This is a genomic window from Rossellomorea pakistanensis (genome assembly GCF_016908495.1).
In the GTDB taxonomy this organism is placed as follows: domain Bacteria; phylum Bacillota; class Bacilli; order Bacillales; family Bacillaceae_B; genus Rossellomorea; species Rossellomorea pakistanensis.
Map to the genome: position 1 here is coordinate 406,410 of NZ_JAFBDZ010000001.1, position 14,921 is coordinate 421,330.

Annotated in this window: 11 protein-coding genes; 10 read left to right on the top strand and 1 reads right to left on the bottom strand. The window is 36.1% G+C overall.

The annotated features are described in order from the left end of the window. Positions 1-248: 248 nt before the first annotated feature. Entirely contained in the window at positions 249-833 is a 585-nt protein-coding gene (gene plsY, locus JOC86_RS02100) for a glycerol-3-phosphate 1-O-acyltransferase PlsY (RefSeq protein ID WP_205168120.1), read from the bottom strand. 451 nt (positions 834-1,284) lie between these two features. Between plsY and JOC86_RS02105 the strand changes: the two genes are divergently transcribed. From JOC86_RS02105 to JOC86_RS02150, 10 genes are all read left to right on the top strand, one after another. Then, complete coding sequence (locus tag JOC86_RS02105; protein ID WP_205168121.1) at positions 1,285-2,589, top strand: purine/pyrimidine permease; 1,305 nt, start codon at positions 1,285-1,287, stop codon at positions 2,587-2,589. A 269-nt stretch (positions 2,590-2,858) separates the two neighbouring features. Further along, positions 2,859-3,833: an ABC transporter ATP-binding protein gene (locus JOC86_RS02110; RefSeq protein ID WP_205168122.1), complete on the top strand. Its 975-nt coding sequence runs from the start codon at positions 2,859-2,861 to the stop codon at positions 3,831-3,833. Further along, the gene (locus JOC86_RS02115; RefSeq protein ID WP_205168123.1) at positions 3,827-4,483 is read left to right on the top strand and encodes an ABC transporter permease; all 657 of its coding nucleotides are present in this window, start codon (positions 3,827-3,829) and stop codon (positions 4,481-4,483) included. The genes JOC86_RS02110 and JOC86_RS02115 overlap by 7 nt, the downstream gene beginning before the upstream one ends. 19 nt (positions 4,484-4,502) lie before the next feature. After that, positions 4,503-5,396: a glycine betaine ABC transporter substrate-binding protein gene (locus tag JOC86_RS02120; RefSeq protein WP_205168124.1), complete on the top strand. Its 894-nt coding sequence runs from the start codon at positions 4,503-4,505 to the stop codon at positions 5,394-5,396. 112 nt (positions 5,397-5,508) lie between these two features. Further along, a complete protein-coding gene (locus JOC86_RS02125; protein WP_205168125.1) occupies positions 5,509-5,916 on the top strand; it encodes a CoA-binding protein in 408 nt (135 codons plus the stop codon). Between the two features lie 228 nt (positions 5,917-6,144). Next, the gene (parE, locus tag JOC86_RS02130) at positions 6,145-8,115 is read left to right on the top strand and encodes a DNA topoisomerase IV subunit B (protein ID WP_205168126.1); all 1,971 of its coding nucleotides are present in this window, start codon (positions 6,145-6,147) and stop codon (positions 8,113-8,115) included. Positions 8,116-8,118: 3 nt separating this feature from the next. Further along, positions 8,119-10,572, top strand: coding sequence for a DNA topoisomerase IV subunit A (gene parC, locus JOC86_RS02135; protein ID WP_205168127.1), 2,454 nt, complete (start codon positions 8,119-8,121; stop codon positions 10,570-10,572). 380 nt (positions 10,573-10,952) lie between these two features. Next, complete coding sequence (locus tag JOC86_RS02140; protein WP_205168128.1) at positions 10,953-12,380, top strand: alanine/glycine:cation symporter family protein; 1,428 nt, start codon at positions 10,953-10,955, stop codon at positions 12,378-12,380. Positions 12,381-12,518: 138 nt separating this feature from the next. Continuing rightward, on the top strand, positions 12,519-13,286 hold the full coding sequence (locus JOC86_RS02145; RefSeq protein WP_205168129.1) for a hypothetical protein: 768 nt from the start codon (positions 12,519-12,521) through the stop codon (positions 13,284-13,286). 695 nt (positions 13,287-13,981) lie between these two features. Next, positions 13,982-14,887 carry a tyrosine-type recombinase/integrase gene (locus JOC86_RS02150; protein WP_205168130.1) on the top strand — a complete coding sequence of 302 codons (906 nt, stop codon included), beginning with the start codon at positions 13,982-13,984 and terminating at the stop codon, positions 14,885-14,887. Positions 14,888-14,921 lie beyond the last annotated feature (34 nt).

Sequence of the window (14,921 nt, forward strand, 5' to 3'; positions counted from 1 at the left end):
CTAAAAACTTTTTCTTCATATAAATCGACCAACTTTACTTTAGAGTATAACTATATATTACAATAAAAGCCCTTTCATTTGTCAGATAATAAAAGAAAAAGAAGAAAATTACCGAAAAATGAGAAGTGGATTTTACTATTATACCCATAAAAGCATAATTCCTATAAATGTAAAAGGGCTGTCCCAATCAAGGTCCAAAACCACAACAAGAAGAATGTCGGTTCGGATCTTTTAAGGAAGCCCTTTTCTTATAACCATTTAATTTTTGGTTCTGTTTTGTTCCTAATCCTCATAATATTTGCTCGATGACGGTAAAATACAAAAGTTGAGAGAGCACCCATGACAATGATTAATGGTATGTCTCCAGTAAATAGCGAATATATTAAGGCGATCAGAGCGGTAAGCATGGAAGATAGAGATACATACTTTGTCAAATATAAACAAAGGAAAAACACAGTCAGTGCGACAATAAATAATAGTGGAGCATAACCCAATATCACTCCTCCAGAAGTAGCAACTGCTTTTCCTCCACGGAAATTAGCAAAAATCGGGTACATATGACCAACAACTGCGATGACCCCAGCGAGTAACATATATATTTCGGAAAAATCAAATAGGTTAGGTATCTGTGTAGCTACAGTACCTTTAATTATATCCATAATGGTTACAATCAGGCCTGCTTTAATACCTAAAGTTCTAAACGTATTCGTTCCACCTAAATTTCCGCTTCCATGCTCTCTTATATCTGTTTTGTAAAAAACTTTTCCTATTATTAATCCTGAAGGGATGGAGCCTAGTATATAGGCTGAAATTATGATGATAGCAGTAATCATGGGACATAGCTCCTTTTATCAATAAACCAGTTTGTGATTATATTTTATCATGAAAAAAACGGATATGGGAGGGGGCTATATAATTTTTTATGACCAGCTATTAAAAGTTGATAGTAAAAGGAATTCTGATTGTTAAATACTCATAATGTTTAATAAAAGGACTTTTTATATCGTAAAATAATAAGGAAAAGCTACCCCCAGGTTAGAAGGAATATAAATAAATCAAACTTTTATTTTAAAATGATTCATTGTTATCCATAAAAAAAGACCGCACCCCTTCCACTTTTTACTGTTAAACAGGACGTAAAAAAACATTAATAATTAAAGATAAACTTTAAATATGCAATTAGGTCAAACACTAAATCTATTCGACAAATATCGGGTGGTGCCAGGCACCAATTATGATAAAATGAAGCAGAAGAATTTTAGGTTAGAAACGTAGGTGTTTGAAATGAGAAATTATTTAGCCGCTTTTCAATGGATGGCGTTCATGATTGCTGGATCCATTGCAGCGCCGATTGCCATAGCGGATTTGTTTCAGTTATCCCCTGATCAAACAGCTGGATTTATTCAAAGAACCATTTTTATTTTGGGAATCGCAGCCATTATTCAAGGAGTAATTGGACATCGATTACCTATCAATGAAGGACCAGCTGGCCTTTGGTGGGGAGTATTTGCTATTTATGCAGGTTTTTCAGGGACATTATATGACTCTAGTGGAGAAATCTTAACAATTCTCCAAGGCGGAATGATCTTTAGTGGAATTTTCTTTTTCATGTTTGCTATTACTGGTTGGCTAACGAAATTGACAAAACTTTTTACCCCGACCGTTACATTTGTTTATTTACTCCTTCTAATACTTCAACTAAGTGGATCATTTATAAAAGGAATGTTTGGGATTACTAAAGATCAGCCAACCATTGATCCATTAGTATTATTGGGTAGCTTATTTACATTTTCTATCGCTCTATATTTTTCAAATCATAATATTCAATGGATCAAAAGGTATTCCATTATAATTGCGCTTATAATCGGATGGCTAACTTTTATCTTTATCGGAAAAACCGTATCTATTCAAGATTATGATACTCATTTTATTTCTTTACCAGAACTGTTTGCTTTTGGTAAGCCAACTTTTGATATTGGGATGATTGTGACTTCTTTTTTTATTACTTTATTACTGATCACAAACATGATTGCATCCATACGAGTAATGGAAGAAGTGAAAATACAAAATAACGAAGAACCAAAAAAAAGGTATTCAATGGCTGGAATCGCATCAGGTTTTAATCAATTGTTAGGCGGATTCTTTTCTGCAATTGGTTCGGTTCCGATTTCAGGTGCAGCTGGATTTGTCTCTGCAACAAGAATTTATGCCCTTTTTCCATTCATACTTGGAAGTGTATTCGTCCTTGTTATTAGTCTTTTTCCTAGTTTGATGAGTATTATGGCAACTCTTCCAGCTCCTGTTGGTTATGCTGTAACGTATGTCATATTCATTAATATGGTTGGTCTAGCGCTTGTAGAATTCAAAAAAGAACGTAAACAAGATAGAGCCATGTTTGTTTCTGGAGTGTCTCTAATTGCAGGGGTGGGAGCCATGTTTGTCCCATCTAATGCTTTCGTGAATACTCCAGTTGTAGTTGCTTCTATTCTCAATAATGGACTGATTTTAGGAACGATTGTCGCAATTGTAACCGAACAATTTCTTTTATGGAAAAATAATAGAGAAATAACAACGCAAGAAAACACTTAATCATTACTCTAATGGACGGTATGGGAGTGAGTAAAAGCAGTCAGGAACTACAATGATTATCATTATAAAGAAAGAAACATTGAGGGTTTCTTCTATATATTAAAATGATGGTTCCTGATTTTTTTACTAATTTATAATATCGTTGTTAAAATTCAAAATTAAAGGGAGAATATTTAAACCAATTGTTTTTATATTTTTCCATCTTATGTTTAACTTGAGAAATAAAGGGAATTTATTATAAGTATTTATAATGCGAAGCAGGTGGACAGATGATTAAATTTGTAAATGTTAGCAAGAAGTATAGTGATGGAACTGAAGCCATCAAAGGGATCGATATAGAGATTCCAGAAGGAAAATTGGTCGCATTAATTGGGCCAAGTGGATGTGGCAAAACGACGACAATGAAAATGATTAATAAGCTGATCACACCAACAAAGGGAACAATATTTATAAACGGAGAAGATATTACGGCTAAAAATGAAGTAGAGCTTAGAAGAAATATCGGTTATGTGATCCAGCGTATTGGTCTATTGCCTCACATGACCATTGAGGAAAACATCTCCCTTGTACCACGTTTAAAAGGGTGGAAAAAAGAAGAGTATCAATCTAGAGTAAATGAATTATTAGAGTTAGTTGGATTAGAGCCTGATACCTTCAAAAAAAGATATCCTCTCGAGCTAAGTGGTGGTCAACAGCAACGTGTAGGGGTTGTAAGAGCCTTAGCTGCTGAGCCTCCCATTATATTAATGGATGAACCCTTCAGTGCACTTGACCCTATTAGCCGAGAGCAGCTTCAAGATGAATTAAAAGCTTTACAGAAAAAAATACATAAAACCATTGTCTTTGTCACACATGATATGGATGAAGCGTTAAAGATAGCCGATGAAATAGTGATTATGAGAGACGGTAAAATCGAACAAATTGCAACCCCGGAACAACTCTTGCAAAATCCTGCTAATGATTTTGTTCATACATTCATTGGTGAGGATAGGATCAATAAAGGAAATTCAAATAGACATGTGATGGATATAATGATATCACTTAATGAGTCAGACTTGTTAGAAAAAGAACTCCCTACTATTTCATGGGAATCAACAATAACAGAAGCTGCAAAACAACTAATTCAGAAAAAAGTTGATAAAATTGCCGTTGTTAAAAATAAAGAAATCGTCGGAACCATAACGAAAGAAGAAGTTCTCCACTTTGTAGCAGGGATAAGAAGGGAGGAGGAATCATCATGCTAGGAAGTGTCCTTACGACGTTTTTTAACACAATGACTGACCGGTCCAGCGACATTATACAAGGCTTATGGGAGCACTTATTCTTATCATTTGTAGCTATTTTTATCGCGATCCTTATATCACTCCCATTAGGAATCTACATTTCTAGAAAACAAAAATCGGCAGAATTCTTCATTGGTATAACCGCCGTTTTTCAAACCATCCCAAGTTTAGCCCTATTTGGATTTTTAGTGCCCCTATTAGGTACAGGTGGTGCTACAGCCATTATTGCTTTAACGGTTTATGCATTACTCCCGATATTAAGAAATACCTATACTGGAATAGTTGGGGTTGACCAAGCGGTAATAGAGGCTGGTAAAGGTATGGGGATGACGAATCGTCAATTACTGTTCAAAATTGAATTACCACTATCCCTACCATTCATAATGGCTGGTATTCGTACAGCTACTGTTTTAACAGTTGGAGTAGCCACCTTAGCAACATTTGTTGGTGCAGGAGGGTTAGGTGATTTAATTTACAGAGGGTTATCTTCCTGGAACAATTATCTTGTCCTAGCTGGTGCGATACCTGCAGCTTTACTTGCCTTGTTTTTTGATTTTTTATTGAAGATTTTAGAAAAAATAACAACTCCAAAAGGGTTAAAAGCTAAATAATAGAAGGGAAGATTTATGAATGAAGAAAATGGTACTTTTAATTATTCTCTCATTCTCAATCATTATTTCTGGTTGTGGGAATGGTAATGAAGAGGATACGATTGTCGTTTCGGGTAAGATGTGGACGGAACAATACATACTAACACATATGGTTGCCCAGCTTATCGATGCAAATAGTGATTTAAATGTGGAAATTAAAGAAGGCTTAGGAGAAGTTTCTATTTTAACCCCTGCTATGGAAAAGGGTGAAATAGATGTTTATGTTGAATATACAGGAACCGGATTAGAAGCGGTACTAAAAAAAGCTGCAAAAGAAGGCGAATCAGGTGACGAAATATATAAACGAGTGAAAAAAGGCTATGAAGATAAGTTTGGCATTACTTGGCTAAAGCCATTAGGATTTGAGAACACTTACACTCTTGCCTATACTGAAGATCAGGATCTCGATGCACAAACCTTTTCAGATTTAATTCCAGAGTCACAAAACTTATCTTTCGGTGCCCCCCATCAATTTTATGAGCGTGAGGGTGACGGCTATGATGCAATGATAGAGACCTATGGATTTAAATTTGCAGAAAAAGAAAGCTTTGATCCAAATATTATGTATGAAGCAGTCAAAAATGGTGATGTTGATATCATCCCAGCATTCACGACAGATGGACGAATTGAAAGATATAATCTAGTATCAACCAAAGACGATAAAGGGTTCTTTCCACCTTATGATGCTGCACCAATTATTCGCAAGGAGGTTCTTGAAGCTCATCCTGAATTAGAAAAGATTATCAATAAACTGGCTGGCCAAATATCAGTTCAAGAGATGAGTGAAATGAATGCAAAGGTGGATATGGAGAAAGAACAGCCAAAAGATGTGGCTCACGAGTTTCTTGTTTCCAAAGGGCTAATTAAAGAATAAACGAGCAAGAGCTGATCTCGTAGGACTATCGTTCCTCCTAATCCGCTTTTTGACTCTATTTGCAGGAATATCGTCATAAAATAACGAATTAATAGTATAAGGAGTGAATTAAATGGAAAACCCTACACGTGAAGAGATTAAATCGATTTTAAAAAATTCAAAGAGAATTGCTGTGGTTGGTTTAAGTGACAACCCTGATCGAACCTCTTATATGGTTTCAAAAGCTATGCAAGACAACGGATATGAAATTATTCCTGTAAACCCCAAAATCGAAGCAGCCCTTGGAGTAAAAGCTGTGTCATCATTAACAGAAATCGATGGTCCAATTGATATCGTCAATGTTTTTAGAAGGTCGGAATTCCTACCAGAAATTGCGAAAAAGTTTCATGAAATTGAGGCAAAAGTCTTTTGGGCACAGCTTGGAGTAGTAAATGAAGAAGCATATCGCTATCTGAAAGAACATGGACATACCGTCATTATGGACCGTTGTATTAAGGTAGAACACGCCTTAACAAAATAGTTCTAAAACAAGCGAATGTTGATCCATTTCGCTTGTTTTTTTATGTCAATAGAGAGGCTAATAATAGCATTTTTAAAGCCAAACCTATAAAATACAATTTGCGAAATTAAAAAATAACGCTACAATAAAGCATAGACGTTTGCCCTAACTATGGTAAAATAGGGTAAACGAACAAACGTTCTACTGATATTATTAAACTGGTTACAAAGCTTTGAAAGGGGAATATTCGTGACCAATAAAAAACAAACTTTGGACTACAACGATGATGCCATTCAGGTTTTAGAAGGCCTTGAAGCCGTTCGAAAAAGACCTGGGATGTATATTGGCTCAACAGATACTAGAGGTCTTCACCATCTTGTTTACGAAATTGTCGATAACTCTGTAGATGAAGCACTAGCAGGCTATGGAGATGAAATAATCGTTAAAATACATAAAGATAATAGTATTAGCGTGCAAGATAAAGGACGTGGAATGCCAACAGGAATGCATAAACTTGGCAAACCGACACCAGAAGTCATCCTTACGATCCTTCATGCTGGCGGGAAATTTGGTCAAGGTGGATATAAAACGACAGGTGGGTTACATGGGGTAGGAGCTTCTGTCGTAAACGCCTTATCTGAGTGGCTAACCGTAACGATCAAGAGAGAAGGTCATATATACGAACAAAAGTTCGCTGAAGGCGGAAAGCCTCAGACCACATTAGAAAAGCTCGGAAAAACAAAACAATCGGGTACTGTCATTCATTTTAAACCAGATCCATTGATTTTCAGTACATTGATTTATAATTATGACACTATTTGCGAACGTCTAAGAGAATCTGCTTTCTTGTTAAAGGGACTAAAAATTACCGTAATTGACGATCGTAACGAGCAAGAAGAGACGTTTCATTATGAAAAAGGGATACAAGAGTTCGTAAATTATTTAAATGAGGAGAAGGATTCATTACATCCTGTTGTCTTTTTAGAAGGTGAACAAAATGGGATTGAAGTCGAATTCGCCTTTCAATTTAATGATGGATTCTCTGAAAATATTTTATCGTTTGTTAATAATGTTCGAACCAAAGATGGAGGAACACATGAAGCGGGTTCCAAAACAGCTATGACTCGCGTTTTTAATGAATATGCCAGAAAAGTGGGTATTCTAAAAGAGCGAGATAAAAACCTTGAGGGTACAGATATTCGTGAAGGACTATCTGCGATTATTTCTGTCCGCATTCCAGAAGAACTATTACAATTTGAAGGACAGACTAAAGGAAAACTAGGAACAAGTGAAGCTAGGTCTGCCGTTGATGCGATTGTGTCTGAACATCTTCAATATTTCTTAGAAGAAAACCCTGATACAAGCTCTTTGTTAATTAAAAAATCAATTAAAGCAGCACAAGCTCGTGAAGCTGCACGTAAAGCAAGAGAAGATGCACGAAATGGAAAAAAACGAAAACGTTCAGAAACGGTGCTCTCTGGTAAGTTAACACCTGCCCAGTCACGGAATCCCGAACGAAATGAATTATATTTAGTCGAGGGAGATTCTGCTGGAGGTTCCGCCAAACAAGGGCGTGACCGTAAATTCCAAGCCATTCTTCCATTACGAGGGAAAGTTATTAACACTGAAAAAGCTAAGCTTCAGGATATTTTTAAAAATGAAGAAATCAATACGATTATTCATGCTATAGGTGGTGGAGTTGGACCTGAGTTTAATATTGATGACATCAACTATGACAAGATCGTCATTATGACAGATGCCGATACGGATGGGGCTCATATTCAAGTGTTACTCCTTACATTCTTTTACCGATATATGAAACCATTAGTAGAAGCAGGGAAAGTATATATTGCTCTACCTCCACTTTATAAAGTAAGTAAAGGAAGTGGAAAAAAGGAAGTAATAGAATACTCTTGGACTGATGAGGAACTACAAGATGCCATTAAGAAAGTAGGAAAAGGCTATATTATACAACGTTATAAAGGTCTTGGGGAAATGAACGCCGACCAATTATGGGAAACAACAATGGACCCTGATACTCGAGCCCTTATTCGTGTGCGCATTGATGATGCTGCTCGTGCCGAAAGACGTGTTACTACTTTAATGGGAGATAAGGTAGAACCAAGAAGGAAATGGATTGAAAGCAATGTTGCATTCGGCTTAGAGGAAGACGGAAGCATTTTAGAAAATGAGAATCTAACGGTCGCAAAGGAGGTATAAAAAATGTCAACAATAGAGCGCTATCAAGATTTGCCTCTTGAAGAGGTGTTAGGCGACCGATTTGGACGTTATAGTAAATATATTATTCAAGAACGCGCCCTCCCAGATGCTAGAGATGGGCTGAAACCTGTCCAAAGACGTATATTATATGCGATGTATTTCGAAGGGAATACAAACGAAAAAGGTTTTAGAAAATCTGCCAAAACGGTCGGTAATGTAATCGGAAATTATCACCCGCATGGTGATACTTCTGTTTATGATGCAATGGTTAGGATGAGTCAAGAGTGGAAAGTACGAAAATACCTTGTTGAAATGCATGGGAACAACGGTAGTGTAGATGGCGATCCACCCGCTGCAATGCGTTATACAGAAGCAAGACTCTCGGCTATCTCTGCAGAACTTCTAAGAGACATTGATAAAAAAACTGTGGATTTTGTCCCAAATTTCGATGATACCTCAAAAGAACCAACCGTTTTGCCAGCTCGCTTTCCAAACCTGCTTGTAAATGGATCGACAGGAATATCATCAGGGTATGCAACTGAAATTCCACCACATCAATTAGGTGAAGTGATTGATGCGACAATCATGAGAATCGAAAAACCTGATTGCAGTGTAGATGAATTGATGACAGCCATAAAAGGACCGGATTTTCCAACTGGCGGAATCATTCAAGGTGTAGATGGGATTAAAAAAGCATATGAAACGGGAAAAGGTAAGATTGTCATTCGAGGAAAAGCAGATATCGAGAGTATCCGTGGAGGCAGGCAGCAAATCGTCATTACGGAAATTCCATTCGAAGTAAACAAAGCTAACCTTGTGAAAAAGATGGACGAACTACGTGTCGACCGTAAAGTAGAAGGAATTTCTGAAGTCCGTGATGAAACCGACCGTACAGGCTTGCGAATTGTCATTGAACTAAAAAAAGAAGCAGATTCTGAAGGAGTCCTAAACTACCTGTATAAAAATAGTGACTTACAAGTAGCCTTTAACTTTAACATGGTAGCCATTTATAATAGACGTCCAACCCTAATGGGAATTCGTCAACTATTAGATGCCTATATTAGTCATCAGAGAGAAGTAGTGAGAAATAGATCACAATTTGAACTCGACCGTGCTAAAGAACGTCAACATATTGTCGAAGGTCTAATGAAGGCACTTTCGATATTAGATGAAGTGATCGCCACGATTCGTGCATCAAAAGATAAAAGAGATGCGAAAAATAATTTAATGGATCAATTCCAATTTACGGAAGCACAATCAGAGGCAATTGTATCTCTTCAATTATATCGATTGACGAATACAGATATTACAGCTTTAAGAGAAGAAGCGGAAGAACTTTCAAAAAAAATCGAAGAATTAACTTCTATTCTCGATAGTGAGCGTAAGTTAATGGCTGTCATAAAAAAAGAGTTAAAAGGAATTAAAAAACAATATAATGACGAGAGACGTTCAAAAATTGAAGAGCAAATCGAAGAATTAAAAATTAATCTAGAAGTTTTAGTTGCATCAGAAGATGTCATGGTTACCGTAACACGAGATGGCTACATAAAGAGAACGAGTTTAAGATCTTATTCTGCTTCTAATGGACAAGATTTAGCAATGAAGGAAACTGACCGGCTCATGTCCCAGATGGAAATGAACACAACTGATGTTTTACTCTTATTTACTAACAAAGGGAATTATTTATATCATCCTGTTCATGAGCTTCCTGATATTCGCTGGAAGGATCTTGGACAACATGTTGGAAACTTAATTCCAATTGATCGTGACGAACAAATTATTAAAGCGGTTCCTGTCAAGGAATTTACGGATTCACAATTCCTAACGTTTATTACCAAGAATGGAATGACGAAGAAATCACAGCTTTCACAATATAAAGCGCAACGATACTCCAAGCCCCTTGTTGCCATTAACCTCAAGGGAGATGACCATGTAGTAAACGTCCATGTAACCGATGGTAGGCAAGACCTTTTCATCGCAACCCACTTGAGCTACGGGCTATGGTTTAACGAAGAAGAAGTAAATGTCGTAGGCCCACGAGCAGCAGGTGTGAAAGGGATTAATTTAAAAGAAAATGATTTCGTGGTTTCAGGGAAGGTTGTCTCTAATCCTGAAAAAGATTGCGTCGTGATTACAACTCAACGCGGTGCAATGAAGAAAATGAAGCTTAAAGAATTTGAAAAATCGGGTCGCGCAAAACGTGGTGTGATGATGCTAAGAGAATTAAAGTCTAATCCACATCGTATAGCTGGAATGAATATAGCAAGAGACAATGACGTAATCTCGATATTCACTGAAAAAGGGATCATTGAACAAATCCAAATAAATGAATTACGCTACAACGACCGATACTCAAATGGCTCTTTCGTGATTGATGAGGGAGAAAGCGGAAAAGTAGTAGGAACATGGGAAAATTCAGAGACACTATTAGAAAAAAATGATTCTGAAACAAAATAAATAAAAAGGGATGACTCTTACGTGGAAGACACCACAAAGGAGTCATCTCTTTTTTAATGAAACCTATCCTTTTTTCCTCCTCATGGAAGGCTTTTGCATTTAAAATAATACTCCTCATATAAACTCAACCCTAACAATAGAAATATACAAAGAGTTTAGAATATTATTTATACTAATTTTTGTAATTTTATACTAAATTTCATCTTTTCATAATCTTATAATATCAAATAGAAAAATGATGAAAATTCTTGTTTTTTAAAGTTTCTATCAATTTAATATTGAAGGTTTCCTACTATTTTGATACATTAGAGAATGTGTATTTATACCTTAAGCACCATTTGGCTACATTTATCACAAAATTTTAACAAGGGGGGAATACGATGGATTTTTTTACAAGTATTATAGGGAGTATCAGTGATATCGTTTGGTCATATATTCTCATAGCTGGTTTAATTGGGCTGGGTTTATATTTTTCGATCCGATCTAATTTTGTTCAATTTCGCTATTTAGGTGAGATGTTCAGATTACTTTTTGATAAAGCTTCCATCACTGCTGATGGAAAAAAAGGGATATCTTCGTTCCAAGCATTTACAATCAGTACAGCTTCACGTGTCGGGACAGGAAATTTAGCCGGAGTAGCTACCGCCATCGCAGCTGGAGGACCTGGGGCTGTTTTCTGGATGTGGTTAATCGCTTTAGTTGGAGGGGCTTCGAGCTTTATTGAAAGTACCCTTGCCCAAATTTATAAGGTAAAAGATAAAGATGGGTTTAGAGGTGGTCCAGCTTACTATATGGAAAAAGGTTTAAATGCTCGTTGGATGGGGATTTTATTTGCGATCATTATCACGTTTTGTTTTGGGCTTGTATTCAATTCTGTTCAGTCCAATACTATTTCTATTGCCGTCAATGAAGCATACGGTTTAAACCGAACTACAATTGGGCTTATCTTAGCAGCCTTAACAGCACTTATCATTTTTGGTGGAATCAAAAGAATTGCCCAAGTAACTCAGATCTTCGTTCCGGTTATGGCCATTTTATATTTACTTTTAGCATTTTTTGTATTAATTAAAAACATCGGGTTATTACCAGATATGTTTGTCCTTATTTTTGAAAGTGCTTTCGGATTACGTGAAGTAGTAAGCGGTGGTGTAGGTGCCGCTATTATGATGGGAATCAAGCGCGGATTATTCTCTAATGAGGCAGGGATGGGGAGTGCACCAAATGCAGCTGCAACAGCAGGAGTTTCCCACCCTACAAAACAAGGTTTAATACAGACACTGGGTGTTTTTACAGACACATTACTGATCTGTACTGCCACTGCATTTCTAATTATACTCTCCGATCAATACACTGCAGGATCAGATGGGATTCGCTTAACTCAAGATGCGTTAGCCTATCATGTAGGTGATTGGGCAAGTTTATTTATTGCTGTTGCGATTTTCTTGTTCGCCTTTAGTTCTATTATTGGTAACTATTACTATGGTGAAACAAACATTGAGTTTATTAAAAACAGCCGTGTATCACTTTTCATTTATCGACTTGCTGTAATTGGTATGGTAATCTTTGGAGCAGTTGTAAAACTTGATGTCGTTTGGAGTCTCGCTGATTTATCAATGGGGATCATGGCCATTATTAACCTTATAGCCATTACATTATTAGCCCCAATAGCTTTAGCAGCATTAAAAGATTATCGAGCTCAAAAGAAATTAGGGAAAGACCCTGTATTCTATTCCAACTCTATTAAAGGGTTAAAAGGAATTGAGTGCTGGGATGAAAAACCTACTGAAGAAAAAAGGGAAAGTCTATAATGAAGGAAAAAGAATCAGTTCTGCTGATTCTTTTTTTATTCGTAAAAGAGAGGAAAATGTACTTTCAGTTTAAAATGGATAAAATCTCTTTTTCTGGTGAGAATAGTAATGAATATTTTCATCAAGGAGAGTCGAACTATGCGTAAAGAGTTATTATTTGCCTTTGCTGCCTTCTTCATTTTGTCACTAAATGCATTAGCTGGAAATTTTGTACAGGAGGAAGATGAAAATAACGCTCTAGTAATCGATACATACGAAGTAGATGTAACTGGTAACGGAAAGCCAGATAAAATTGTACTATGGGGGAAACCATTTCCTGACGCATTGTATTATAACAAAGTATGGTCTGAAATCATTACAGATGATAAGAAGTCTTTTCAGATTGACTATGAGGGTGGCTATGAACCCAAAATTGAATTTATAGACTTCAACCATGATGGTGTAAAGGATTTACTCCAATCATCTGCAGCTGGAGGAAGTGGTGGACTTTATCATTTCACTCTTTACACTTTGGCTAATAACACTTTAACGGATATTGGTTTACCAGAATCGCTAACCATCCAAGCTCATTTCGAAGACAATTATAAAGCATCGATTACATTTGAAGATACCAATCAATCCTATACCGTCGATTTATCTGACCGGAAGGAAGAATATAATCGTCTTGGCTTATACCATAACGGAAGACTAAATGAGCCTACTGAATTAATGGTTGTACCCTATGCATTTTTCGAACCAGTAAAGATAAAAGGGAAGGAGGGATATGGATTAAAAGGGAACCAGCAAATAAGTGGAGCGTATCATGCAGATGGAATCGGATTTGCAGCATCGTATTGGTATTATGAGAACGGAAAATGGGTGCTCCAGAAGATTGTATGGGAAGAAACCAGTGCAAAAGAAGAATAGGGGGTTTCAAATTGATAGCAAAAACTTGAGGAACAATATGATCCTCAAGTTTTTTATTTCTATGAAGATTAACAGCATTTTTTCAATAATTATAATAAGAAGATTATTACAATCTTTATAGTTTTTTAGTTGAACATAAAGCTCAATCTATGAAGGTTGAAATTATTTCACTCAAAAATATATCATTGTCAATCATATGGAACAAATAGGAAATCAAAAAGTTGGAATAACCATGGATCTAGGGATCTAGAAGAATTATTGAAATGATAAATGTTAAATCAATTATGATTAGAAAAATCTTATGATGATATGAAAAATTTGTTTTATTAAATTAAATTTAAAACGGTTAAAAGGAATTATTCGGAATGTAAACAAAAATAAGAAATGAAAATAAGAAAAATTTAAATATTGTCTCAATGTTAGTAGTTTACTTTTGATATGAGACATAATTCGAAATTTATTATTAACTTCCTATAATATATATTATGTAAACTAGGAAAATTTTGCGCCATTAATGGTGTTATCCCCTAGTGTTCCTATAATATCTGTACTTCGGAACATTCCTTCTGCATATTCCTGATAATCTTTCACGTTTTTCATGTGAACGATAATCCTCCTTTTGAACGATAATGGTTTATATTTGTACGGATAATGAATTATCGTCTAATCCAATTTTGATTTAGGAGGTTTTTGACTTGCACCTAAAAGCTGCAATAGACGAATTCATTTTGTACATTCAAATTGAAAAAAATTACTCATCGCATACGATTGACAGTTACGAATACGATTTAAATCAATTTTTAGCCTTTTTACAGAATCATAATTATTCAACAGATTTGGATTCTATTACCAAAACCCAAGTACGCCGATTTATCCAGCATCAGCTCGGAACCCAAAAGCAAAAACCACGGTCCATGAACAGAAAAATTTCCTGTTTAAAGTCTTTCACCAAATACTGCATACAGGAAAAATACCTCATGCATGACTTTATGGGTGGAATTGAAACACCGAAAACGGATGACAAACTGCCGGTATATATGACGCTTAGTGATCTAAAGAAACTGTTTCACTCGCTTGAACAGGAAAATTCGACTTTATCAAAGCGTAATGAAGCGATGTTTAAGCTGTTGGCTACAACTGGCATGAGACGCTCCGAATTGGTATCTCTAACGTGGGAGCAGCTGGATTTATCCAAACAAACGATTCGGATTTATGGAAAAGGCAAAAAAGAACGATTATTACCCCTTCACCCGCTCCTTATTCCCCTTCTTTCTGCTTATAAGGAGTCTTTGGAAGATTATCAAACGTATGCGACAGAACCGGTTTTTTTAAATAAAGATAAAAACCCGCTCAATCCACGTGGTTTGCATTTAATTTTTAAAAATGCCTTACGGAAAGCGGGTCTTCCTCCCTCTCGCTTTTCATTGCATCATTTGCGTCATACCTTTGCGACATTAATGCTGCAAGAAAATAAGAATAACGTGGAATTACGGACGCTGCAGGAATTATTAGGCCATGAAAGTATCACTTCAACAGAAGTCTATACCCATGTAGAGTTTGAACAGAAAAAGAAGGCCATTGATTCGTTTAATATCTTTTAAGCCCCTATTCATATCTTAACGGAAAGAAACTACC

What these genes read in the sequence shown, in the direction of transcription:
- JOC86_RS02145 (WP_205168129.1), top strand. Translation starts at nt 12,519, where the DNA reads ATGCGTAAAGAGTTATTATTTGCCTTTGCTGCCTTCTTCATTTTGTCA.
- plsY (WP_205168120.1), bottom strand. Translation starts at nt 833, where the DNA reads ATGATTACTGCTATCATCATAATTTCAGCCTATATACTAGGCTCCATC.
- JOC86_RS02125 (WP_205168125.1), top strand. Translation starts at nt 5,509, where the DNA reads ATGGAAAACCCTACACGTGAAGAGATTAAATCGATTTTAAAAAATTCA.
- JOC86_RS02120 (WP_205168124.1), top strand. Translation starts at nt 4,503, where the DNA reads ATGAAGAAAATGGTACTTTTAATTATTCTCTCATTCTCAATCATTATT.
- JOC86_RS02110 (WP_205168122.1), top strand. Translation starts at nt 2,859, where the DNA reads ATGATTAAATTTGTAAATGTTAGCAAGAAGTATAGTGATGGAACTGAA.
- JOC86_RS02115 (WP_205168123.1), top strand. Translation starts at nt 3,827, where the DNA reads ATGCTAGGAAGTGTCCTTACGACGTTTTTTAACACAATGACTGACCGG.
- parC (WP_205168127.1), top strand. Translation starts at nt 8,119, where the DNA reads ATGTCAACAATAGAGCGCTATCAAGATTTGCCTCTTGAAGAGGTGTTA.
- JOC86_RS02105 (WP_205168121.1), top strand. Translation starts at nt 1,285, where the DNA reads ATGAGAAATTATTTAGCCGCTTTTCAATGGATGGCGTTCATGATTGCT.
- JOC86_RS02140 (WP_205168128.1), top strand. Translation starts at nt 10,953, where the DNA reads ATGGATTTTTTTACAAGTATTATAGGGAGTATCAGTGATATCGTTTGG.